This is a genomic window from Phenylobacterium montanum (genome assembly GCF_018135625.1).
Taxonomy (GTDB): domain Bacteria; phylum Pseudomonadota; class Alphaproteobacteria; order Caulobacterales; family Caulobacteraceae; genus Poindextera; species Poindextera montana.
This window is the reverse complement of sequence record NZ_CP073078.1, coordinates 1821640-1842797: the sequence shown is the minus strand read 5'-3', so window position 1 is coordinate 1842797 and position 21158 is coordinate 1821640. Positions and strand designations below refer to the sequence as shown.

General features: G+C 67.2%; 23 protein-coding genes. 6 read left to right on the top strand and 17 right to left on the bottom strand.

Features of this window, described 5'->3' with window-relative positions; all coding sequences use genetic code 11:
- Positions 1-338: 338 nt before the first annotated feature.
- The 6 genes from KCG34_RS08150 to KCG34_RS08125 form a co-directional block, all read right to left on the bottom strand.
- Positions 339-644, bottom strand: coding sequence for a hypothetical protein (locus tag KCG34_RS08150; RefSeq protein ID WP_211939881.1), 306 nt, complete (start codon positions 642-644; stop codon positions 339-341).
- Between the two features lie 29 nt (positions 645-673).
- The gene (locus tag KCG34_RS08145; protein ID WP_211939880.1) at positions 674-1183 is read right to left on the bottom strand and encodes a group I truncated hemoglobin; all 510 of its coding nucleotides are present in this window, start codon (positions 1181-1183) and stop codon (positions 674-676) included.
- 44 nt (positions 1184-1227) lie between these two features.
- Positions 1228-2007 carry a DUF3034 family protein gene (locus tag KCG34_RS08140; RefSeq protein WP_249138265.1) on the bottom strand — a complete coding sequence of 260 codons (780 nt, stop codon included), beginning with the start codon at positions 2005-2007 and terminating at the stop codon, positions 1228-1230.
- 245 nt (positions 2008-2252) lie between these two features.
- Positions 2253-2867 carry a TetR/AcrR family transcriptional regulator gene (locus KCG34_RS08135; protein ID WP_211939878.1) on the bottom strand — a complete coding sequence of 205 codons (615 nt, stop codon included), beginning with the start codon at positions 2865-2867 and terminating at the stop codon, positions 2253-2255.
- A 32-nt stretch (positions 2868-2899) separates the two neighbouring features.
- A complete protein-coding gene (locus KCG34_RS08130; protein WP_211939877.1) occupies positions 2900-3520 on the bottom strand; it encodes an RNA polymerase sigma factor in 621 nt (206 codons plus the stop codon).
- 214 nt (positions 3521-3734) lie between these two features.
- Positions 3735-4220, bottom strand: a complete 486-nt coding sequence (locus KCG34_RS08125) for a cupin domain-containing protein (protein ID WP_211939876.1) — start codon at positions 4218-4220, stop codon at positions 3735-3737.
- Between the two features lie 261 nt (positions 4221-4481).
- Here KCG34_RS08125 and KCG34_RS08120 point away from each other — a divergent pair, with 261 nt between their 5' ends.
- The 3 genes from KCG34_RS08120 to KCG34_RS08110 all read left to right on the top strand — a co-directional run bounded on the left by KCG34_RS08120 (position 4482) and on the right by KCG34_RS08110 (position 6766).
- Positions 4482-5084: a fasciclin domain-containing protein gene (locus KCG34_RS08120; RefSeq protein WP_211939875.1), complete on the top strand. Its 603-nt coding sequence runs from the start codon at positions 4482-4484 to the stop codon at positions 5082-5084.
- 67 nt (positions 5085-5151) lie between these two features.
- Entirely contained in the window at positions 5152-6009 is an 858-nt protein-coding gene (locus KCG34_RS08115; RefSeq protein WP_211939874.1) for a cytochrome b/b6 domain-containing protein, read from the top strand.
- Positions 5996-6766 carry a molybdopterin-binding protein gene (locus tag KCG34_RS08110; RefSeq protein ID WP_211939873.1) on the top strand — a complete coding sequence of 257 codons (771 nt, stop codon included), beginning with the start codon at positions 5996-5998 and terminating at the stop codon, positions 6764-6766. The genes KCG34_RS08115 and KCG34_RS08110 overlap by 14 nt, the downstream gene beginning before the upstream one ends.
- A gap of 15 nt (positions 6767-6781) precedes the next feature.
- Here the strand turns inward: KCG34_RS08110 and KCG34_RS08105 are convergent, their stop codons facing one another.
- On the bottom strand, positions 6782-8899 hold the full coding sequence (locus tag KCG34_RS08105) for a TonB-dependent receptor (protein WP_211939872.1): 2118 nt from the start codon (positions 8897-8899) through the stop codon (positions 6782-6784).
- Between the two features lie 77 nt (positions 8900-8976).
- Complete coding sequence (locus KCG34_RS08100) at positions 8977-9300, bottom strand: hypothetical protein (protein WP_211939871.1); 324 nt, start codon at positions 9298-9300, stop codon at positions 8977-8979.
- A gap of 465 nt (positions 9301-9765) precedes the next feature.
- On the opposite strand from KCG34_RS08100, the gene KCG34_RS08095 reads away from it, so the two are divergent.
- The 3 genes from KCG34_RS08095 (at position 9766) to KCG34_RS08085 (ending at position 12475) form a co-directional block, all read left to right on the top strand.
- Positions 9766-10500 carry a hypothetical protein gene (locus tag KCG34_RS08095; protein ID WP_211939870.1) on the top strand — a complete coding sequence of 245 codons (735 nt, stop codon included), beginning with the start codon at positions 9766-9768 and terminating at the stop codon, positions 10498-10500.
- Between the two features lie 108 nt (positions 10501-10608).
- Complete coding sequence (locus KCG34_RS08090) at positions 10609-12216, top strand: DUF4331 domain-containing protein (protein WP_211939869.1); 1608 nt, start codon at positions 10609-10611, stop codon at positions 12214-12216.
- A gap of 25 nt (positions 12217-12241) precedes the next feature.
- Positions 12242-12475 (top strand): hypothetical protein, encoded by a 234-nt coding sequence (locus KCG34_RS08085; RefSeq protein WP_211939868.1) that lies wholly within the window; start codon positions 12242-12244, stop codon positions 12473-12475.
- Positions 12476-12659: 184 nt separating this feature from the next.
- Here the strand turns inward: KCG34_RS08085 and virB11 are convergent, their stop codons facing one another.
- From virB11 to KCG34_RS08040, 9 genes are read right to left on the bottom strand one after another with little or no spacing between them, the layout of a single operon-like run.
- Complete coding sequence (virB11, locus tag KCG34_RS08080) at positions 12660-13658, bottom strand: P-type DNA transfer ATPase VirB11 (RefSeq protein ID WP_249138264.1); 999 nt, start codon at positions 13656-13658, stop codon at positions 12660-12662.
- A complete protein-coding gene (locus tag KCG34_RS08075; protein ID WP_211939867.1) occupies positions 13655-14812 on the bottom strand; it encodes a TrbI/VirB10 family protein in 1158 nt (385 codons plus the stop codon). The genes virB11 and KCG34_RS08075 overlap by 4 nt, the downstream gene beginning before the upstream one ends.
- Positions 14809-15603, bottom strand: a complete 795-nt coding sequence (locus KCG34_RS08070) for a TrbG/VirB9 family P-type conjugative transfer protein (RefSeq protein WP_211939866.1) — start codon at positions 15601-15603, stop codon at positions 14809-14811. The genes KCG34_RS08075 and KCG34_RS08070 overlap by 4 nt, the downstream gene beginning before the upstream one ends.
- Positions 15600-16334: a VirB8 family type IV secretion system protein gene (locus KCG34_RS08065; RefSeq protein ID WP_211939865.1), complete on the bottom strand. Its 735-nt coding sequence runs from the start codon at positions 16332-16334 to the stop codon at positions 15600-15602. Before KCG34_RS08065 ends, KCG34_RS08070 begins: the two co-directional genes overlap by 4 nt.
- A gap of 2 nt (positions 16335-16336) precedes the next feature.
- A complete protein-coding gene (locus tag KCG34_RS08060) occupies positions 16337-17512 on the bottom strand; it encodes a TrbL/VirB6 family protein (RefSeq protein ID WP_211939864.1) in 1176 nt (391 codons plus the stop codon).
- Complete coding sequence (locus tag KCG34_RS08055; RefSeq protein WP_211939863.1) at positions 17512-19902, bottom strand: VirB4 family type IV secretion/conjugal transfer ATPase; 2391 nt, start codon at positions 19900-19902, stop codon at positions 17512-17514. Before KCG34_RS08055 ends, KCG34_RS08060 begins: the two co-directional genes overlap by 1 nt.
- Positions 19903-19905: 3 nt before the next feature.
- On the bottom strand, positions 19906-20190 hold the full coding sequence (locus tag KCG34_RS08050; RefSeq protein WP_211939862.1) for a VirB3 family type IV secretion system protein: 285 nt from the start codon (positions 20188-20190) through the stop codon (positions 19906-19908).
- A gap of 1 nt (position 20191) precedes the next feature.
- Positions 20192-20518: a TrbC/VirB2 family type IV secretion system protein gene (locus KCG34_RS08045; protein ID WP_211939861.1), complete on the bottom strand. Its 327-nt coding sequence runs from the start codon at positions 20516-20518 to the stop codon at positions 20192-20194.
- Positions 20515-21126 carry a lytic transglycosylase domain-containing protein gene (locus KCG34_RS08040; RefSeq protein ID WP_211939860.1) on the bottom strand — a complete coding sequence of 204 codons (612 nt, stop codon included), beginning with the start codon at positions 21124-21126 and terminating at the stop codon, positions 20515-20517. Before KCG34_RS08040 ends, KCG34_RS08045 begins: the two co-directional genes overlap by 4 nt.
- Positions 21127-21158 lie beyond the last annotated feature (32 nt).

Below are 21158 nucleotides of genomic sequence, written 5' to 3'. Positions count from 1 at the left end.
CGTCGCGCAGGACGTTTCCAATCGGCGCCGAGAGCCGGCCCAGCGGCAAGTTTCCGCTCACAGGCCGACGGTCGCTCATGGCGCATCTCGCTCGTTACGAGGCAGGGGTCGCTGAGCCCATTCAGGCCCGCGCAGCAAATGGCGAGCTGCCGGCGATCCATTTGATAGGGTGCGGTTGGACATGGAGAGCTAGTCGCAAGTCGTGACCAGTGCGGGTCCCCGCACCCACCATACTTGCAAGTCTCCCAGAGGCTAAACACCCAAGCCCTTCGGATCCCGTCCGAAGGGTTTTTGCTTGTCGGCGATGCTGGATGGCAGGGACGATAAGACGGCGATGATCACGGCGCCGGGCGCCTGGGCTTTGAGAAGAATTCGCACCATCCGGTCTGAGGGATAGGTCCTTCGACGATCTTGCAGGTTCCGGTCGCGCCATTCGTTCCGCCATCGGGCAAAACGAACGAGGCGCAGACCCCGCAGCTGAGTCCGTCTTTCGGCGAATACTGGTACTTGACGAATTCCTTGCTGACCTTGCTTGCGGCGGTCGCATGCGAGGCTGTGGTTAAAGCTGCGCCAAAGGCGAAAAGGACGCCGCCACGCCGCAGGATGTGGCGTCGATCGAAATGGCGCGGGTCATCGGCCGGCATGGTCCGGTCTCCAGGCGTGTGTCGATTGGTCATTTGGTGACGATCTGGCGCTGCATGGGCGCGAGCTTGGCCAACAGCCGGTTCTGGGCGGAGAAGGCGACGCCCTCCTTGTCCATGGCCAGTTGCAGGTCCTCGGCCAGCGCGTTGAAGTCGCTGTTGCGAAGCCCTAGCCCCGCATGCGCCGAGCGCATGTCATCGCCTGTGTACTGGCAGGGCCCGCCGGTCAGGTAGCAGACCTGCTGGGTCAGAAGCAGATTGAGGCGCTTGAGGTTCACGCCCTTGAAATGCTGTCCGATCCTGGGGTCAGTAGTGACCCGGGCGATCAAGTCGTCGATCACCCTTTGTATGCCGGCTTGTTCGTGGAATGCCTTGTAGACCGCGTCGCCGGCGATCGGTGCCGCGCCGGCGGCGCCCCCGGGGCCCAGCGCTGGCGGGGAAAGCGGCGCAGGCGCCGGTGCTTGGTCTTGGGCGCAGGCCCGCCCGGCCGCTATCACCCCCACGGCGAGGCTCGCCGCCGCCAGCTGGCGAAGCATGGTCATGGATTGGCTCATGTCGAAGGTCCAGGAATGGAAGGGCAAGGGGCTCAGAAGCCGGCCTGCAGCGAGAGATAGACGCCGTTCTGGCGGCGGATGGTGGCGATGTCGCCGAGGTCGGCGTAGGCGAGGGTCACCGACAGGTGCTTGTCGATCGCATAGGCGGCGAACAGGTCGTACCAGTCGTCTTCATGGGCGAAGCGGAGGTTGTCGGGCTTGGTGCGATACTCGCCGCCCAGCGCCAGGTGCTTGTTGACCAGATAGCCCACCGAGCCTTCGAATTCGGGCTGGTACGCATCGCGCCGGTCGCCGCCAAAACCCAGAAGGCCAGTCTGGTTGGCCTTGGTGAAACGCACCGTAGTGTCGACCACCAGATTCTGGTTCAGGAACAGCTTGGTCGCCGAGATGTAGTAGTCGGTTCCGCTGTCGTTCTTGCCACCAACCGCGTGGATGATCGCGCCCTTGTCGTTCTGTTTGTACTGCAGGCCTGCAGAGATTTCCGGCAGCAGGCTGTCCTGGTCGTAGACCACGTCGCCCAGCAGGCGGACCTTGGCCCCGTAGACATCCTGGTCGAAGGTGAAGCCCTCTCCCAGGCCCAGCATGCCGCCGGTCTTGCCGGTGTCGAACTCCTCGCGGGCGTAAGACAGCTCCACCCGGTTGAACAGCCCGGCTGATGCGCCGTAGTCGCGCAAGTCATAGCCGGCGGTATGCACATAGGTGGCATGGACGTTGGCCCCGACGCCGTGGTCGGTCCCATAGCCGGTGATGGTCGCCCAGGTGGCGATTCCGCCGCCTCCTGACCCCTCGATGCTGCTCAGTCCGCCTGTCAAAAGCAGCTTGCCGCTATCGAATAGGGAACTCTCGGCGTGGGCTGTTCCGCAAATCAGAAACCCGCCTGCAAGTGCGACGCCGCGGGCCCGCTTTGACCAAGACATGAATCCACTCTCGCCGACATCGACCGGTGAGGCTCAGCACACACGCTGGCCCGCATGGTCGCTACGCAGCGAACGCGATTTTAGATGCGGCGGGCTCCACCGTGATGGTCCCGGCTTTTGCAGCGCGCCTTGAAAAAAACCTAGGCCGCTCGCCCCTCGCGACGGGCGCCTTCAAGGATCAACTTGATGCCGCGCACGGTAGCCTCGGCCGCCTGCTGGCCCGTGTAGCCGCAGCTGTCGCGCATGAAGATCCAATTGGCGACACTGCAGAGAAAGACAATCGGCGCGGCCACCTGGCGGCGCTCGTCGAGCGTGGCGTCAGGCAGGAGTTCAGACAGGAATTCGCTGATATGGTTCATATAGTTGGCGGTGACGGGGCCACGGATTGCGCGCGCCTCGGCCGAGAAGAATATGGCCCTCACCAACCCCTCTTCTCGCTCCCAGCCCGCGTAGAGCACCGGCAGGGTTTTGAGAAAGGCTTCTAGGGAGCGCGGCCGGTTCGTGAACGGTCCGCCCATCTGCTCCAGCTGCCAGGGCCAGAAGGCTTTCAAAAGTTCATCGCGGGTCTTGAAGTGCCTGTAGACGGTGCGCTCGGTCACCTCGGCCACACGAGCGACCTCCGAGATCGTCACGGCGGACACGTCGGCGCGACGAAGGATACTCGCCACCGCCTCAAGGATCAGGACCGTCGTCTGTCCCTTCTGGCGCGTTCTCAGAAGGCTGGTATAGCGCGCCCGCCGGCTTTCGGTATTCATGTCATGGATTGTGACGCTAAATCGACTGGCTGTCACGCCATTCTCAAAACGCCAGCCCCGGAACTCTCGCCCTCAAAGTAGGCCTGCAATTGCTGGAGCCCGCGACGGACCCGGGACTTGGCCGTGCCGAGCGGCAGGCCAAGGCGGTCGGCGAGCTCCTCGTGCGTATAGCCGTGGACGAAGGCCAGGGTCAGGATCTCGCGATGGTCGGCGCCTAGCCGGGCCAGCCCCCGATTGAGGTCCGCCCGTTCGGCGACGGGCAGGGCTGGCGCAGCCAGGATTTCGGCCTGATCGGCGATGTCCTCGGTCAGGCCGCGGTCCCGGCGCAGATGGTCGATGGCCAGGTTGCGGACGATGCGCGACAGCCAAGGCAGGGGAGGGCCTCGTTCCGGATCATATCGGCGAGCTTCCGTCCAGACACGGACATAGGCGTCCTGAAGTACATCTTCGGCGGCTTCGCGACGCTTGAGGATGAGAAGGGCGACGCCGAACATTTTCCGGTTCGTGGCCTCGTAGAGCGCCTTGAAGGCCCGGCGGTCGCCTGCCGCGGTCGCAACCAGGAGCGCGGAAAGTTCCGGCGCGGGAGAGGCCTCGCGCTCCGCCGGAGACGTTTCCGGGACGGGCTCTGCAAGGTTCGGCTGGGATTTCGACATCACCTTTCCACCTTTTCCAAGCATGGACGCCAGGGCGTCACGCTGCCGAAGCTCAAGGCAGCAAGTCGCAGCATCGACTCATAAATGATGTCACTATTCATGACATTAAATCTTGCTTCCAGTCAACACCAGGTTTTCGATTTCCAGATCGTCAGTGGATGGAGGCGTTTCGTCCCAGCGCCGGCAAGGTCTACGAGCCGAAGCGCCTGCCGGATCAGCCGTCGATCTGGCCGCGGATGTAAAGTAGCGCCCCCGCTGGACTGACCAGAGCGCCATGGTCGTGACCGGCGAAGCCCAGATGCAGGTCGCCTTTTCGGACAGTGGCGCCGCCGATCTGGAATTCACCTTCCAACACAAAGCATTCTTCGAGCCGAGAGTGACTATGCGGAGCAACGCCTCCGCCCGGCTCTATCTTCACCAGGTAGGCCTGCCATCCGGCGTCCGCATCGACGTGCAGGACCTTCTTCAGCACACCAGGCGCGAAATACTCCCAAACGCCTTCACTGCTGGGCACGGTGAGGGTGGGTTGAGACGCCTGCAGATGGTCGATCCGCGCGCTGATCAACTCCCATACCTTGGGCGAGGGCTCATGGGCGTCGAGGGCATCGCCCGCTTCCGCCAGGCGCCGATCCCAGAGCGCTGCAAGAGCCTCGAAGGCCGGATCGCCGTCGTGTGCGTCCGTGTCATGCATGTCGGTCATAATAGGACCAAGACCCTTCCAATCAGTAGGCGGCGCCTGGACCATCCCCGGTGGCGATCCGCCGAGAAAGGCCATAGCCACAGATCAAGTCAAGCCAGGCGCCTGCACCGGGCTACGCAGATCGCGCGATTTCGGATGCACGGTCCATGGCAGAAAATTTCAGCCCCGCTTGGCGGACCCGGTTGCATCCAAATCGTGGCGGCAGGTCGTAGAGGCGGCAGGCCACCCACAGGAGGGGAGGCTCAGACAGGACCTCATCACATGAACACGAACACCCTTGGCCGCATCGCTGCGGCCAGCCTTGCGATCCTGGTCGTCGGCGCGACCGGCGCCGCCGCCAACGCCCAGATGTCGGGCGCGATGGGCGGCATGGCCCAGGAACACACCAAGATGGTCGGCGGGGCGCCGATGTATCCTTCCAAGAACATCATTCAAAACGCCGTCAACTCCAAGGACCACACGACCCTGGTCGCGGCGGTCAAGGCGGCCGGCCTGGTGGACACCCTGCAGACCGCCGGGCCCTTCACCGTTTTCGCCCCCACCAACGCCGCCTTCGCCAAGTTGCCGGCGGGCACGGTCGACACCCTGTTGCAGCCGGAGAACAAGGGCAAGCTGACCGCCGTGCTCGGCTATCACGTGGTGGCGGGACGTCTGACCGCGGCGGACCTGCTGGCCAAGGTGAAGCAGGGCGGCGGGACTGCGACCCTGACCACCGTCCAAGGCGCGACCCTGACCGTCACCGCCAAGGGCAAGCATATCCTGCTGACCGACGCCAAAGGCGGAGTCTCCCACGTCACCATCGGCGACGTTTTGCAGTCGAACGGCGTGATCCATGTGGTCGACACCGTCCTGCTGCCGGGCTGACCCAGGCGATGGACCGGCGCCCGCGGTCGCGGGCGCCGGTTCGCCTTTGCATCGCTGAGCCGAATTCATGGCGGACCCACAGGAGCGGACAGGGCGGCGTCGGCGCATCGACATCTACCGGCATCCCGTCGCCGTTCGTGTGACCCATTGGGTCAATGCGATTTGCGTCGGGGTGTTGCTGGCGAGCGGGCTGCAGATCTTCAACGCCCACCCCGCGCTCTATCTCGGCCAATCCTCGAACTTCAGCCGCCCGGTATTGGCGATAACCTCTGACCTGCCGGCCGGCCGCGCGGCCAGGGGCCATCTGAGGCTGCTGGGCGTCGCTGTCCAGACCACGGGCGTCCTGGGCGTCTCGCCCGGAGCGGACGGATCGCCGACAGCCCGGGCGTTTCCGCATTGGATGACCCTGCCGGGCTTCCAGGACCTCGCTCTCGGGCGGCGCTGGCACTTCTTCTTCGCCTGGCTGTTCGCCGCCAATCTTACCGTATTGATCTCCTACGGCGTGCTCACGCGGCGCTTCAGGCGCACCTTGGCGCCGACCCGGAGCGACCTGTCCCGGATCGGCGCTTCGATCTGGGATCACCTGCGGCTGCGGTTCCCGCATGGGCCAGAGGCCTGGCGCTACAACGTGCTGCAGAAACTGACATATTCAGCCGTGCTCGGTGGGCTTCTGCCGCTGATGCTGGTCAGTGGCCTGGCCATGTCGCCGGCGATCGACGCAGCGGCGCCGTGGCTGCCCATGCTGCTCGGAGGCCGACAGACGGCCCGCACGATCCATTTTCTGAGCGCCATGAGCATCGGGCTGTTTGTCGCTGTTCACCTGGCGATGGTGGCGCTCTCCGGCCCGCTCAACAATCTGCGGGCGATCATCACCGGGCGCTATGCCCTCTACGTGTCTGACGAGGACGACCATGGCTGGTCCTGACCGCCGCCAGACCTGGAGGGGCCTGGCCGCATTGGCCGCCTCGGCGCTCTCCGGCTGCGACCGCCTGTCGAGTTCCCCGGGTGTCATCTCCGGGCTCGGTCGGGCTGAAGCCCTGACGCGTCGGGCTCAGCGGTTCCTTGTCCCGCGCACAGCCCTGGCCGCCGAGTTTACGCGAGCCGATATTTCGGGGGACTTCCGCGCCAACGGGACCACCGATCCGGACGATGACGACTATCGGCGCCTGGCCGCGGCCGGCTTCGCCGACTGGCGGCTCGAGGTGGGCGGATTGGTCGAACGCCCGCTGCGCCTGTCGCTGGCGGAACTGCGCCATCGCCCCGCTCGCACCCAGATCACCCGGCACGATTGCGTCGAGGGCTGGAGCGGCGTCGCCGAGTGGACTGGCGCGCCCTTGGGGCCTTTGCTCGCCGAGGCCCGGCTGAAGCCGGCGGCGCGGTTCGTGGTGCTCTATTGCGCCGACAGCCTGGAGGTCACCCTGGACGGGACTGGCCAGTACTATGAGAGCATCGATCTGATCGACGCCCATCACCCGCAGACCATTCTGGCCTACGAGATGAACGGCCAGCCGCTGCCGATCGCTCACGGCGCGCCATTGCGGCTCAGGGTCGAGCGCCAGCTCGGCTACAAGATGGCCAAATATGTGATGCGTATCGAGGCCGTCGACAGCTTCGCCGGTATCGGGCGCGGCAAGGGCGGCTATTGGGAAGACCGGGGTTACGAGTGGTATGCGGGCGTCTGACCGCGGCCGGGTTTGTCAGAATTTCACGGTGAGGCTGGCGCGGATCTCGCGCGGCTCGCCGGCGTGGATGACGTGGCCCTGATAGCTGCCGTCGGCGCTGGCGGGATTGGCGGGCTGGCCCCTGAGCCGGAAGGCGTCGTAGTACTCCGCGTCGTTGTACTTCACGTCCAGAAGGTTCAGGGCCTCCAGGCCGACAGTCAGGTTTCGTGAGACATCATAGGTCACGCGGCCATTGACCACGGTGGATGGCGCGGACCGCTGGCCGCCGTCCTGGGTCAGGTCCCGCGGCGCGAAGTAGCGCAGGCGCAGGCTCGCGGTGAGGCCTGGCGCGAAGTTCAGGTCATGGATTGTGGCCGATGCGGACACCGAGGTCTTGATGGCCTCCGGGATGCGATCGCCGACAGCCTTGTCGTGATCGGCGAAGAAGGCCTGGGACTGAGCGGCGTCCGCGTCGATGGTCAGCCATGGGGTCGGCTTGTAGATGTTGTTCCACTCGACGCCATAGCGCTGGCCGGGCCGGTCGGTGTCGGTGTTGGAGCCCGTGTCGCCCGAGAAGAAGGCCTCGGAGTTGCTCTGCAGGTACCAGACCGCCACAGTGCTGGTCAGGCCGTGAGCCGCTTTGAATCTAAGGCCGACTTCGACGCCTTCGGAGCGGACGATCGCCTTTGACTTCTGGTTGGGGACGGGGCCGCCGCGATAGGACGGCGCCACGTCGAATATCCCCCGTGCGTCGTTGCTCCGATAGCTGATCCCGGCCTGGGCGTAGAGGTCGATACCCGAACGCGGGGAGCCAGTGATCCCGAATTTCGGCGCCGACCGCAGGATGCTGGTGTCGCCCGAATTGGCCGCGGTGTTGCTGTGATCGTTGAAGTGGAAGGCCTCCAGGCGCAACCCGGCTTGCGTCGCAAGCCAGGGCGTCCAGCGGACGCTGTTCGACCACCAGGCGGCGGCCGAGTTCACGCTGACCCTGTCGGTCCGATAGTTCTGCAGGAAGCGCCGGGCCTGGGTGTGATCCAGCTCGAGTTTGACGAAGTCGTTGCGTGTCTCGAAGCCGACGGCGTCGATGTCGCTTTCCCCCAGATAGTCGCCGGAGATCGTCGTCCTCCATGCCCCGCCGACGATGTAGCGGTCGTCGAACTGGCGGAACTGGTCGCCGTGGGCTTGGTCGATGAACGCGCTGAAGTCGGAATAGAGGTTCAGGCCGTACTTGATGGCGTAGAGCCGCACCTGGTGGCTGATCGAACCCTCCTGCCAATGCCACTCGCCGACCGCGCTGTACCGGTCGGTAGCGCCTGTGCTGGTGGGATCGATCGCGCCATATTGGCCGCTGGGCAGGGTCGGGATCGCCGCGACAGGGATCTGGTCGCTGGCGGTCCAATGGGCGTCATAGGCCTGGAAGGTCAGGCCGCCGCCTCGGCTCGTGTCGCCGAAGGTGTATTTCAGGACGCCGTTGGGACGCCGATAGGCGCCCGGCTCCCGGTACGGGCCGTCATAGTAGATATATTCGGCGGCATAGAGCAGGCGCCCAGGCCCCAGATCGCCTGAGCCGGCGATCAGCACCCGGGCGTAGTCGTCCGTTCCGCCTTCGAGTTGAACGAAATTGCTCGGCAGCTTGGGCAGATAGGTGACGGCCGCGTCGCCGGCCGCCGCGAAGTCGCCGGCGTCGGCATAATAGGGACCCTTGCGATAACTGACGCTCGCCACGAGTTCGGGGATCAGCCAGTTCAGGTCCATATAGCCCTGGCCATGGGCGTGGGATCCTAAATTGACCGGCGCGCCATCGACGCTGGAGGCGAAATCTGTCCCATGGTCGAGGTTGAAGCCGCGCAGATAGTACTGGTTGGCCTTGCCGCCGCTGGTGTGGGCGGTGACGATCATGCCGGGCGCGGCCTCCAGGATTTCGGCCTGCCGCAGGATCGGCCGCTGTGACAGTTCGACCCCGCCGACGACGCCGGCGCTGGCCGAGTCGGGTCCGCCGATGGCGTCGCGGAGCTTGGCGGTGACGACGATGGTGTCGATGTCGGCAGCGGCGGTATCCGCACGCGCCGCGCCGCCGGCCGTAGCCAAGGCGACCGCGAGCGCTGACGCTGACGCTGACGCGCGCCGCCAATGGGTGTGGCGCCCGGCGGTCATCTGGATCCTCGGCGTGGTTGCGAGATAGCTTCGGCGATACGGGCCGCGCCGCCGCCCGGATGCCCCGGGTTGGAACGTCAACTCTGCTGGTCGAGCCGGGCGATGATCGCGGCGATCCGGTCCCACAGCGTCGACGACGGCCGTGCGTCGCCGAAGGCGCGCCCCATCTCGGCGAGGCGGCCCAGGCGCAACCTCAGTGACCGGGCGAAGATGGGCTCGGCGCGCACGCGCCGTTCGATCGCTTTCACGTCGTCTTCCGATAGAAGTCCGAGCGCCAGGTCGATGGCGATCTGTTCGTCGCCGGTCTGCAGTGCGTCGGTTTTGCGAGGGGAGTTCATCGCGAGGCGCACTGGGAAAAGGTCGAGCGCAAGCTGGGCGGCGTCATCGAGGCGGCTTTGCATTTGGCGACGCAGGGGGTGAAGCCTGCGTCGTGTATGACGACCCCGACGAACCTACGGCTGGGGAATTGGCGACAGATGCCCGCCGCGTTGAAATTCGAATGGTTGGCCCTGGCTGGGAGCTGCAGGTGCGGACGCGGAGGGCTTGCGCCCCCCGCGTCCCTGACGGGCCGTCGACGCGCGGGCGATCACGACGCCTTTGGGGGGTCGAGACCTGCATCGCGGCGCCCGGCGTCGGGAGCGTCAGTCTTCGCCCCGGCGTCCATGGAAGTGTCGAGGCGCCGACAGCCGATTGGCCGTCAGGCTATTCCGCTACGCGCCGAACCCGGCGTGGGATGCGCTGGCGGTTGAATATTTCCGGCCGGCGCTGTTCGGCGCGTCCGAGGCGGGTAAGGCGCATCCGGCCGGACCGGCTATTTCGTATTCCAGGGATCAACTCGAATTTCCTCGACAGCTCGAGCCATATCCATGACCTGGCCGCGCAGCCCCGCCGACCTGCAGAGCACCCGCGTTGGAAGGAGTGCGAGGCTGCTTGGACGCCGCCGCCAAGTTCGCGCGGCCGCGACCCTCAGCGCGGTCGGCCTTCACCTGCTCCTGCTGTCGAGCCTTTGGCTCCACGCTCCGAATCCGCCGGCCGGCGAAGCCAGTACGACACCGGATGCGATGATCGTCGGCTTTGCGTCCTTCCCTCGCCCAAAGTCCGCCAAGGCCTCGGCGCAGCATGAGCCGCCGCAGGCCGAAGCCGAGCAGGCCGAGCCGCCGCCTCCCAGCGCTTCCCGACCTGCCGACGCCCAGGCGGAGCAAGCCGCCGATCAGGCGCAGGCGGCCGAGATCGCCACGGCCATGGCGGCCTTCGAGCCTGCCTCGGCCATGGGCCCTCCCGACGGGCCTTGCGACCTCGCCAAGAACCTGGCTGAGGATTTTCAGGCCAGCGCATTGGCCCGGCAGGGGGTGAGCCTGATCCCGGCCTCGGCCAGGTCGGTCTCCAACACCGTGCTGCTCTGGAACGGGTCCTGGCCCTCGCATCCCGACCAGGGTTCGGCTCTGCTCCGCGGGCTCGTCGCGCGCGAGGTGGGAGCAGCTCGCCCCGATTGCCGCGACCAGCTGAACAACGGCCCGATGTTCTTCTTCGCGCCCAGCGTCCCGGCGACCCTGCTCGCTGTGGGGTCCGGCCAATGGCGATGGTCCGACCTGATTCGCTGAGGGCCTGCACGGCTTTCTGAGCGTGGGCGACATCCCAATCCGTCTTCCGTCCGTAACGGCGACAGGGGTCGTCAATTTCAGGATCGCGCTCGCGATCAGGAGGCACTTGTGAAGAGACCAATCCGCGGAGGACTAACCCTCCTCCTGGCCGGGACAGCCTTGATCGGCGCATCGCCGAGCTTCGCGTCCAGCCACCGTGAAGCCCCTGGCATCACCAAACTGCCCAAGACCGACTCGACCGACTTCTACATGTTCCGCAGCTATGAGCCGGGCCGGGACCAATATGTGACCTTCATCGCCAACTACATCCCGCTGCAGGATCCGGGCGGCGGCCCGAACTATTTCACCATGGATCCCGACGCCGTCTATGAGATCCACGTCGACAACGTCGGCGACGCCAAGGAGCATCTGACCTACCAGTTCAAATTCAGCAACACGCTGCAGAACCAGACCGGCATCACCCTCAACATTGGCGGCACGACCAACGCGATCGCTCTGCGCCAGAACGGGCCGGTCACCAAGGCGGGCGATGCGAACCTCGGCGAGGTCGAGACCTATACCGTCACCCAGATCACTGGCGACCGTCACAGCGGCAAGCGCGAGGCGATCACCAACGCGGCCGACGGGACGAGCACCTTCACCAAGCCGCTGGACAATACCGGCCTGAAGACCTTCTCCAACTACAACGCCTACGCCAACCAGTTCATCTACAACGTCAACATCCCCGGCTGCCCGACCCAGGGCAGGGTGTTCGTCGGCCAACGCGCCGAGGCCTTCGCCGTCAACCTGGGCTCGATCTTCGACCTGGTGAACATCGTCCCGATCGAAGGCGACAGCGCGCCGGGCGCTGGCGACGGCAAGGGCTTCCCGCACGGGATCACCCAGAGCCGCTCCAACGACGAATTGGTCGGCAAGAAGAACGTCACCAGCATCGCCCTCGAAGTGCCGATCAGCTGCCTGAAGGGGACCGGAAACGGCGTGATCGGCGGATGGCAGACCGCCAGCCTGCCGCAGGCCCGGCTGATCGATCCGAAACCCGGCTACGCCAACCCGACGCCGTCGGGCGGCGCCTACACCCAGGTCTCGCGCCTTGGCATGCCCCTGGTCAACGAACTGGTGATCGGCCTGCCGGACAAGGACAAGTTCAACGGCTCGGATCCCAAGGACGATGGCCAGTTCCTGGCCTATGTCACCAACCCGACCTATCCGGCGATCCTCAACCAGCTGTTCCTGGCCCCGGTGAACCAACTGGCCGGCGCTAACTTCACGAACCTGGCTCCCAGCAACTTCCCGCGAAACGACCTGGTCACGACGTTCTTGAAAGGGTTCCCGGGGCTCAATCAGCTCTCGACGGTGACCCCGTCGGAGATGACCCGCCTGAACATGGGCGTCCCGGTCACGCCGCGAGGCAGCCAGTCGACCTTCGGCGTGGCCGGCGGTGACCTGGCCGGCTATCCAAACGGCCGCCGCCCAGGTGACGACACCGTCGACATCACCCTGCGCGTGGCCATGGGCGCGCTCTGCTATCCGGTGCCGATCGGCGCCAATGGCGCGCCGACCGATCTTGGACTGTGCAAGCCCGCCGACGCGCCGACCGGCCAGGTGCCTTACACCGACGGGGCCCCGATCCACGATACGGACGTTCAGAACGCCTTCCCCTATCTGAATGCTCCGCTCGGCGGCTCGCCCCTTTCGGCCCATCGGATCGGGGAATGACCCGGTCCGCGGAAGGAGCAAAGCCATGAAACGAATAGCGCTACTCGGAGCGGTGGCAACGCTGGCTGTGGGCCTTTCGGCCTGCAAGAGCGGTAATCCCCCGGCGCCGCCTCCGCCGCCGCCGTCGCCGCATGCCCAGTTCGGCGCAGGCTTCGATACGGACTTCCACGTCAGTTCGAGCGCGGCGCCCAATCCGGTGAAATCCGGCGACGTCGTCCCGGTCGATCCGACCGCGACGCCGGCTACGAACCTGCATTGATCAAAAGGCGCCTCGTAGCCTCCCCGCGGCGAGGCGCCCGATCATCCGATAACCAAGAACCAAGGCGGCGCACCCGTAGAACGGTGCGCCGCCATATATTTTGCCAGAGGTGACAGGCAGGTTCGCGGCCGCGGAACTGAGCCCCAGTCTGACCCTGGGGACGGGACCCATTCACGCCGAGGGCCTAGGCCTCCGGGCCCCTTCGGAACGTCACCTGGCTGACGATGCGACGTCCGTCCACGCGGCCGAGCTGCACAGCGATGTCGATGACGCCCCGCACGTACTGGCCGATCTCGGCGCGGCCGAGGTTCGCGCCGGACTGCAGCACCATCAGGGCGATCTGGTCGATCGCCGCAGCAGGGCTGTCGGCGTGGACCGTGGTGATCGACCCGGGATGGCCGGAATTGACGGCGCGCAGGAAGCTGAACGCTTCGGCGCCGCGCAGCTCACCGAGAATGATCCGGTCGGGGCGAAGCCGGAGCGAGGCCTGCAGCAGATCCTCCACCGTCACCCTGGCCTCGCCCTGCTCGCCACGGACCGCGATCAGGCCGATGGCGTTGGCGTGAGGTGTGCGAACCTCCGGGGTGTCCTCGATGGTGATCAGGCGTTCCTGCGCGGGAACTTCTTTAAGCAGGGCGTTGAGGAAAGTAGTCTTGCCGGTCGAGGTGCCGCCGCTGATCAGGATGTTCTTCCGCGCCCGGACAGCCAGGGCCAGAAATTCCGCAAGATCACGCTTGGCGAGCAGGGCGGCGAGGGCGTCGTCCACCGTGCTCGCCGCCGGATCGGCGTCGGTCATGGCCGCAGCGAAGGCTCCGGCGGCCGCATAGTCGCCGATCGACAGGTCGCGCACGACCTGTTTGCGGATGGCCATGGCCAAGGGGCCACGGGTGGCAGGCGGCGCGACGATCTGCACGCGGGCGCCGCCCGGCAGGGTCGCCGCGACCAGGGGATGCTCGCGGCTGACGCCTTGGTGTGTGGCTGCGGCGATCTGGGTCGCCAGTCGCCATAGGGCGACCTCGGTCAGGTCGGGTTCGGCATGATGCTCGCATCCGCCGCCAAGGGTCTCGGCCCAGAGCTCGCCGGGCCGATTGATGAAGATGTCGGTGATGTCTTCCCGTTCGAGCCAAGGCGCCAGCGGACGGAGGTAGGCTTCGAGATAGGCCCCGACCTTCGTGACAATCACGGCTTGGCCCCGCTCGCAGTGGAAAAATCGAGATCCTTGGCGACGAACACCCGCACCGGGGCGCCCTGAGGGACCTTGATGGTCGGCGCAATCGCGGCCGGCGTCGCGATCGTTGCGGCGAGCCCGGCGGCTTCCTGGCTGGAGCCGACCAGGATCTGGGTGTTCGGTCCGCGAAACAGCGAGGCCACGCCCGCGTCGACCACGCTCAGCAAAACCGAATTGCTGAAGCGTTCGATGAAGTGACGGTCGACGGCGCCCTGCAATCCCGTGCGTCCCAGCGTGTCGGCGGCTGGCGAGCCGATCTGGATCGACGCGCCATCGGGCCGGATCAGCCGCGTCCAGATGACGAAGGCGCGCGACTGGCCTTGGGCGACGCCGCTCTTGTACTGGCCGATCAGGCGGCTGCCGCGGGGGATCAGGACGGTCGAGCCGTCGAAGCCGCGCACGTCCCGGCTGACCACGGCGCGGGCGAACCCCGGCAGATCGGAATTCAGCGCCGTCTCCAGCACGGCCGGGATGATCGCCCCTTGCGGCACCACGTGCGCCGTGTCGCCCAGCAGGGTGGCGTGGGCCTGGTCGGGCTCGGCGCCGCCGATTCGCGCGGCGAATTGCTCGTCGCCGGAAAGTCGGGCGGCCTTGTCCGCCGCCTTGCCGGTTTCGCTCTTGGCCGAGCCCTGGGGCGCGCCAGCTGCGGCAGCTCCGGCCGATCCGCCTTCGCCGGGCGGCGCCAAGTCGACGATGAGCGCTGGAGATCTCAGGCGCTGCTGTTGGTCGGCCTCTCCCGCAAGCTCAGCGGCGGTGGGCGAGGTTGCTTGCTTGCCGAGGGCCAGGGAGGGCTGCGCCACTGGCGTTCCGAAAGCGATCGGCGGCGCGGGCGGAGCCGCCGGCGAAGTGGTCGCGATCCCGCGCGCCGCAGCTTCCGCTAGGTCCAGCCCGGGCGGTGGGTCGAGGGCCGCGATCTGCACGGCGCCCGGCTTCGCGGCGTGGCCCGCTGGCGCCGGCGTGCGCTGATGGCTCAGCCAAAGGAAAGCGGCGAGGCCGAGTGCGCCGGCGCTGGCCATCAGCAGAACCCCGCCACGTTGGGGCCGGGAGGCGGCTACGACAGGTCGCAAAGCCTCGACGTCGTCACCTTGCGGCTGGCCCGGCCCGCTCATGGTTCGATCTCCGTGGCCTTGGCGTTTGCGGCGACATGCGGCTTCGGCGCTTCGGGGCCGGGGTCGGGTTCGCGCCAGCCGTCGTTGATGACGGTCGTCGAGTCGGGGCCATTACGCAGCACGAACCGCGGCGCGATCTGTTCGACCACCAGGTAGCCGTCGCGCACGCCGTAATTGACGAGGCTTTCGCCCCCCTTGCCGGCGACGGCGAAGATCGCCGGCGTAGGTGTGGCCTCGGGCCACCGGAAATAGGTGAAGTGCTGGTCGTCGAACACGACCGACGGCAACAGGGCGCGCCCGCCGAGATAGCTGTAGCGCGTGTTGGCGCGAACCGGCTGCGCGGGCGCTGCGGCCGGCGGGGCAGGGGGCGCGGCTGGGGGCTTGGCATAGACAAACTGGACCACATAGGTGCGGTCCGTGTTCCGCGCCGGCTTCGAGCGGGGCGTCTCCAGTTCGAAGGCGTAGCGCCTCTGGTCGGTGACGACAGTCATGTTGGTCACGGCTCCAGCGCTGAGCGGCTTGAGAAACAGCAGGTTGGCCCGCTTGTTCGGGGTCACTTGCCAGGCAAGCGCATCGCCGATCGAGACGTTCTCAATCCGCTCGTCGCTGGCGAATTCGACCATCATCTGGAAGCCCAGCTGGCCGCGCAGCAGCACCAGCTGGTCGGCGTCGTAGGGCAGGGTGCGGATGCGCGGGTCGACGGCTCCGGGCTTTGGAGCCTCGACCGCGAGGGCGGGCGGCGCGGCCGCCACGGCTATGGCGACCAGGGCCAGGGCGAGCGCGCGGGTCATGGCGTCGGCGCGCCCAGGGGGCCGTCGAAGCGCACAGGCGTCGGCGCGATGGTCTCGGCGTCCCGGCGATAGCTCAGCACCTGGAAGCCGAGCGGATCGAGGAACCGGTCCTCCATCCGCATCGGCGCGCCGGTGAAGCGGAAGCCGACCACCGCCGTCCAGTCCCGCCGCTCCCCGCCTTGGGCGCCGGCGTCGTGGCGCAGGGTGTCGAAACGCACCAGGGCGCTGCCGGGGCCGAGCAGCGAGACGCTTTTGATCGTCGTGGAGACTACGGTCTGCGGCGGATAGAGCTTCAGCGGGCTGGCGGGATTGGCCTTGTCCAGGCTGTCGCGATACTGGCGGCGCGCCTCGCCGTCTGACCATAGGGTGACTTTGCGATAGTTCTCCCGCAGGTCCGTGGCGTCGAAGGTCTCGCGCGCGATCACGTACTGGACGAGGGCCGACTGCGTCAGCGCCTGGTCCTGGGGCAGGGGGCCGGGTTGCAGGCCCCTGACCGTCTCGACATAGCCGCTCTGACGGTCGACCACGATCGTGTACGGAACCACGGTCTTGAGCGGAGCCATGGCGGCCAGGGCGACGGCTTCGAGCGCGGCCACGGATGCGGCCGCGGCCGCGATCGTCAACGCGGCGCGACGCGAACGCCGCATCCGCTCGACCGGGTCGTCGTTCCAGCCGTCACCGCCGATATCGGCGACCGGCCCGAGCAAGCGCATGAAGGAAGATCCAGTCATTCTCAATTCGCCCTCCTGGGCCCTGAGGTGCGGGGCGCCGCACGGCGACGCGGGGCTTGGCCCAGGCGTGGCTCGGCGAAGGGGGCGGGTGCTGCGCCGCGGCCGGCGGCGGAGGCGGCGCCGATCCCGCCAATGGTCGACGACGCGCCCGCGGTGGCATGTCGATCCGAGACGAAGATCTGTTCGCGACGGACCTGCGCCGATACGACGGCGGCCAGCCGGGTCGAGCGCGATGCGGCCGGGTCAGCCTGTGCGCGTTGTACGGCCGGTGCGGCGGGCGCCGGCGACCGGCCGGGCCATGCCTTGGCTGGCAGGCGGAAGCCCCCGAATACGATGGCCGAGGCGGCGATCGATCCGGCGGTGACGGCGGCGAATACGATGGACAGGGTCAGGATGCTGTAGACCGGCGCCAGGCTGAAATCGCCCTTGGCCCTCAGTTCGGCAAGCTGGGTCAGGTTCGGTTCGAGGATCGAGAGGATCACCGCCAGAAGCAGCATCGCCGACAGCGGGGCGAAAGCGAAGCCGAGCGCCGCTCTCAGCCAGCCTTCGAACAGGCCGCGGGTGGCGTCGAACAGGGCCAGCGCGATGAAGATGGGGCCGACCGCCAGGAGCACGCCGAGAACGATCTTTGCGGCAAGCACCACGCCAAGGCTCGACAGCAGGAGCAGGCCTGCCGCGGCGGTCAGGGCTGTCGATGCGAAGCCGCCGCCACCGACCAGGACCGCCGCAGCCAGGCCGGCGTGCTGGGAATAGGCGGCCGAGGCCGCGGTCAGGGCGTCGATCGCGGCCTGCAAGCCGTCGAAGATGTCGCCGGGGTTGTCGCCGATGCTGCGCAGCATGGCGGTGGCGATCTGGGCTGGACCATCGAACAGGCTCGTGAACACCAGGGCCTGGTAGTTGTCCCATTGGCTGGCGAACGCGGTGACCGCGGCGAGCTTGATCGCGGCGAGGGTCACCTCGCCGACCCGCAGCTCCATGCGGCCGAGCATCAGCTGATAGCCGATCAGGGCGACGAACAGGGTCATCAGCGTGGTGAGGGCCGGAGCCAGGCCGCCCGAGCCCTGGAACAGCGAGGCGTAGCCGGAGTGAACCAGCTCGCGCACGTGGCAGTCGGACTGCGACAACAGGCTGCGCACCAGAGGCGCGTCAGCCGCGGGGACCGCGCAGGCGCTGGACATCACGCTCGCTCCTGCAGCAGGGGCAGCCAGGCCGCCGGGTCGTCGCCCACTTCGGCGCGGATCTCGTCCAGCCGCCGCACCGAGCTCTCCCGCCCTGAAAGAACGGTCAAGAGCCCGGGCATGCCCGAAAGATCGAGCCGGGCCACGACGCTGTCGGTCCCGTGCTTGATCAGGAAGCACCGGGCGGCGTCCGGCAGCGTGCGGATGATGTCGAGTTCGTGGGCGGTCAGACCGAAGCCGCCACAATAGTCTTCGGCCTGGGCCTTGGGGTTGATCATGAAGATCTGGGTCGCGGCCTGTTCGATGATCGCGCTGGCGATCTGGCTGGACAGGGCGTCGGATGCGCTCTGGGTGCAGAAGCCCACCACGCCGTTGCGCTTGCGGATGGTCTTTTCCCAGTCCTTGATGCGATGGACGAAGGCGGGGTCGTCCAGCGCCTTCCAGCCCTCGTCGATGACGATGATGGTCGGCCGCCCGTCCAGCCGCTGCTCGACCCGATGGAACAGGTACATCATCACCGGCGTGCGGGCGGCGGGATCGTCCAGCACCTGGGTCATGTCGAAGCCCAGGGTGCTCGCGTCGAGATCGAGGCGGTCTTCCGGGTTGTCGAACAGCCAGGCGTAGTCGCCGCCCTCACACCAGGGGGCGAGGCGGGCGGCCAGATCGGCCGCGGACGGTCGGCTGCGGCCGCGGAACAGCTCGGCGAAATATCGCAGCCGGCGAAGCTGGGGCGGCTGAGCGAAGTTGGCGTCGACCGCGTCGGCGACCTGGGCCAAATCCTCGGCGCTGAGGATCTCCCCCTGGCGCGAAACCAGCTTGACCACCCATTCGCAGAGGAAGCGCCGATTTTCCGGGCCGTCCGCCAGCAGGAGCGGATTGAAGCCTGTGGTCCGGCCGGGCCTGATCAGGTCGTAGCGACCGCCGATGGCGCGCAGAAAGATCTCGGCGCCGCGATCCTTGTCGAAATAGACCGTTCGTGGACTGAGCTTCTGAGCTTGGGCGAGAAGAAACGCCAGCACCACGGTCTTGCCGGCCCCGGATGGGCCGATCACGGTGAAATTGCCGAGGTCGCCCTTGTGGAAGTTGAAATAGTAGGGTCCGGCCGACGTGGTCTCCAGGAGCGTGACCGCCGGCCCCCAGTGGTTGCCCTGGGCCTGGCCCACTGGAAAGTTGTGGCCGCTGGCGAGGCTGGCGAAATTGCCGCTGGAAATCAGCGCCCGCCGGGCGATGAACTTGAAATTGCCGGGAAACTGGGCCCAGAAGGCGGCCTCGAGGTTGACGTCCTCGCGAACCGAAATGGCGCCCAGCTCGGTGAAGGCGGTCTGCACGTCTGCGGCGGCAAGACTGGCCGCTTCCGGACTGTCGCCGCGGACCATCACCGTCAGGTGGTGCTCGCCGAAAGCCGAGCGGCCGGCGGCCACATCGTCCTTGGCGGCTGTCAGGTCGTTGCGGAGGCTGAGGGCTTCGTCATCGGCCGCCCGCATCCTGCGCAGGGCGAGGTTCATGCGGTCGAGCGCGGCCTGACGGTCGACGAAGGCGAAACTTTCACTGATCACCATTTCGGCCGGCAGCCGCAGGAGGTCGTCCAGCATCCCCGGCGCCGTTTGGGCCGGGTAGTCCTTGAGCGAAACCATGGCGGCGAAGCTCCTGGCCAGATCGCCGGACGGGCCGAGCTCCAGCGTATCCGCGCCGAAGCTGACCCGCCGATAGGGCAGGTAGAGGCCGACGTCGCCGCTCGGCTCCAGCACCGGGCGCAGCTCCCCATTGAACAGCAGCGAAAGGAACTCGAGCGGCTCGGAGCATCGGCCGGTGGGGCTCGAATAGGCGGCCAAGAGGCGCGCGCCGTAGGGCTCCAGTGCGGACAGCAAGAGGTCGCGGGCCCCATTCAGCGCCGCCCGTTCGCGCGCCTGGCTCGCCGCGGCCTCATGGCGATCGCTCGCCCGGGCGAGCCCGTTCAACGCGCCCTGAAGCAAGCCCAGCCGCCCGGGGGCGGGCCGGCGAACAAGGGTCAGGAACAGGTCGTTGACGTAGAGCTTGCGCACCGACAGCCGCGCCCGCCAGGCCGCATCCAGCGAGCGGCTGAACGAATCCGGGAAGGCGCCGTCGAACTGGGGCTCGACCTCTCGGCGGACGATGTGATGATAGAGAGCGAAGCGTGGATTGCCGACGCCACGCAACATGGTCTCGCGCACCGTCTTGCGGTAGTTCAGCTCGTCGCTGTCCGCGGTCTCGAAGGGAAAGCCGCGCAGGCGCAGCACCTGCATCAGCCGCCCGTCACGAAGCTGGATCGTGGCTTCGTCGAGGTGGCGAGCATAGGGCAGGCGTGCGCCCGCTGGCTGTTCCAGGCCGGGCTTCAGCGCCAGTCCAGGTTTTGGCGTTCGCGCCAGCATCGGTCACGCGCCGTAGGTGTTGCAGCGCCAAAAGGCGTGGTTGCGGACACGCGGGCATTGGGCCAGCCGCATCAGCCACAGGTCGAAAAAGCGCGGCTCCTTCAGGCATCCCAGATAGCCGACGATGTGGATCGCGACCGAGACGACGAGTGTCCAGAACGACTTGGTGACCAGGAACACCTCCATGCTGGCCACGGCGTTGAGCACGAAATAGCTGTAGGTCACGCCCGCGAACATCTGCGGGCGGGTCAGCGCGACGAACACCGGATCTCGGTCGAGACGGCTCATCTCAGAGGCCCGTCCCGGAAGCCGCAGTCTTGATCCCGGCGACGATCGCCGCCGCGCCGAACACGATGAAGCAGCCGAGGATCACCGTCGCGCCGCGTCGCCAGTCGATGCGCCCCGTCAGCATGCCGAGGCCGGTGGCCCCCACGGCGATCACCGCCAGCGAGGTGGCGACATTGCCCAGGAGCGTGCCCTGGATCCAGCCCACCGCTGAGACGATGGCGCCGGAGCCGGACGGGTCGAGGGCGGCGGACTGCGCGTGGGCGGCGCCGGCTTCGGCGACCATCAGAAGGCTTAGCGCGAGGGTGCGGGAGTTGGGACGGAGTTTCATTTTTGGGTGGTTCCGGATTGCACGCCGACAGCGGGCGCCTGGCTCTGGCTGAGGCGGGCGAGCACCGCCGCCACATAGGCGCGGGTTTCTTTGAAGGGGGGGACGCCGCCATAGCGATCGACGGCGCCCGGCCCGGCGTTGTAGGCCGCCAGGCTGAGGACCAGGTCCCCGTTGTAGCGACGCATCAGTCCGGCCAGGTAGGCCGCCCCGCCCAGGTAGTTCTGCGCCGAGTCGAACGGATCGACGCCCAGGGCCCGGGCGGTGGCCGGCACCAGCTGCATTTCGCCAATGGCGCCGGCGCGCGAGACCACGCCCGGCCGGAAGCGAGATTCCCGCCAGGCGACCGCTTCGATCAGCTGAGCGCTGAGGCCGGCGGCCTGGGCGGCCTGGGCCGCCCGAACGGGGGCAGGCGCCGATCGAGGGAGCGGACGCTCGGGTGACTGGGCGATGACCCGGGCTCCGTCAGCCGTGAAGGCGGTCGGTCGGTCAAAGACCGCCACGGCGCCGTCGGCGCCCACTTCGATCACTTGGGCTGAGGCGCCCTGGGCGCAACCGGCCACGATCAGGCCGACCGCCAACGCTCCCATCCTGGCGGGGATGCGGTTCATCGAAAGACCCCTGTCAAAGGCGCTCGGATCGA

Coding starts and splice junctions, on each gene's coding strand:
- KCG34_RS08150 (WP_211939881.1), bottom strand. CDS start 644: ATGCCGGCCGATGACCCGCGCCATTTCGATCGACGCCACATCCTGCGG.
- KCG34_RS08145 (WP_211939880.1), bottom strand. CDS start 1,183: ATGACCATGCTTCGCCAGCTGGCGGCGGCGAGCCTCGCCGTGGGGGTG.
- KCG34_RS08135 (WP_211939878.1), bottom strand. CDS start 2,867: ATGAATACCGAAAGCCGGCGGGCGCGCTATACCAGCCTTCTGAGAACG.
- KCG34_RS08130 (WP_211939877.1), bottom strand. CDS start 3,520: ATGTCGAAATCCCAGCCGAACCTTGCAGAGCCCGTCCCGGAAACGTCT.
- KCG34_RS08125 (WP_211939876.1), bottom strand. CDS start 4,220: ATGACCGACATGCATGACACGGACGCACACGACGGCGATCCGGCCTTC.
- KCG34_RS08120 (WP_211939875.1), top strand. CDS start 4,482: ATGAACACGAACACCCTTGGCCGCATCGCTGCGGCCAGCCTTGCGATC.
- KCG34_RS08115 (WP_211939874.1), top strand. CDS start 5,152: ATGGCGGACCCACAGGAGCGGACAGGGCGGCGTCGGCGCATCGACATC.
- KCG34_RS08110 (WP_211939873.1), top strand. CDS start 5,996: ATGGCTGGTCCTGACCGCCGCCAGACCTGGAGGGGCCTGGCCGCATTG.
- KCG34_RS08105 (WP_211939872.1), bottom strand. CDS start 8,899: ATGACCGCCGGGCGCCACACCCATTGGCGGCGCGCGTCAGCGTCAGCG.
- KCG34_RS08100 (WP_211939871.1), bottom strand. CDS start 9,300: ATGCAAAGCCGCCTCGATGACGCCGCCCAGCTTGCGCTCGACCTTTTC.
- KCG34_RS08095 (WP_211939870.1), top strand. CDS start 9,766: ATGACCTGGCCGCGCAGCCCCGCCGACCTGCAGAGCACCCGCGTTGGA.
- KCG34_RS08085 (WP_211939868.1), top strand. CDS start 12,242: ATGAAACGAATAGCGCTACTCGGAGCGGTGGCAACGCTGGCTGTGGGC.
- KCG34_RS08075 (WP_211939867.1), bottom strand. CDS start 14,812: ATGAGCGGGCCGGGCCAGCCGCAAGGTGACGACGTCGAGGCTTTGCGA.
- KCG34_RS08070 (WP_211939866.1), bottom strand. CDS start 15,603: ATGACCCGCGCGCTCGCCCTGGCCCTGGTCGCCATAGCCGTGGCGGCC.
- KCG34_RS08065 (WP_211939865.1), bottom strand. CDS start 16,334: ATGACTGGATCTTCCTTCATGCGCTTGCTCGGGCCGGTCGCCGATATC.
- KCG34_RS08060 (WP_211939864.1), bottom strand. CDS start 17,512: ATGTCCAGCGCCTGCGCGGTCCCCGCGGCTGACGCGCCTCTGGTGCGC.
- KCG34_RS08055 (WP_211939863.1), bottom strand. CDS start 19,902: ATGCTGGCGCGAACGCCAAAACCTGGACTGGCGCTGAAGCCCGGCCTG.
- KCG34_RS08050 (WP_211939862.1), bottom strand. CDS start 20,190: ATGAGCCGTCTCGACCGAGATCCGGTGTTCGTCGCGCTGACCCGCCCG.
- KCG34_RS08045 (WP_211939861.1), bottom strand. CDS start 20,518: ATGAAACTCCGTCCCAACTCCCGCACCCTCGCGCTAAGCCTTCTGATG.
- KCG34_RS08040 (WP_211939860.1), bottom strand. CDS start 21,126: ATGAACCGCATCCCCGCCAGGATGGGAGCGTTGGCGGTCGGCCTGATC.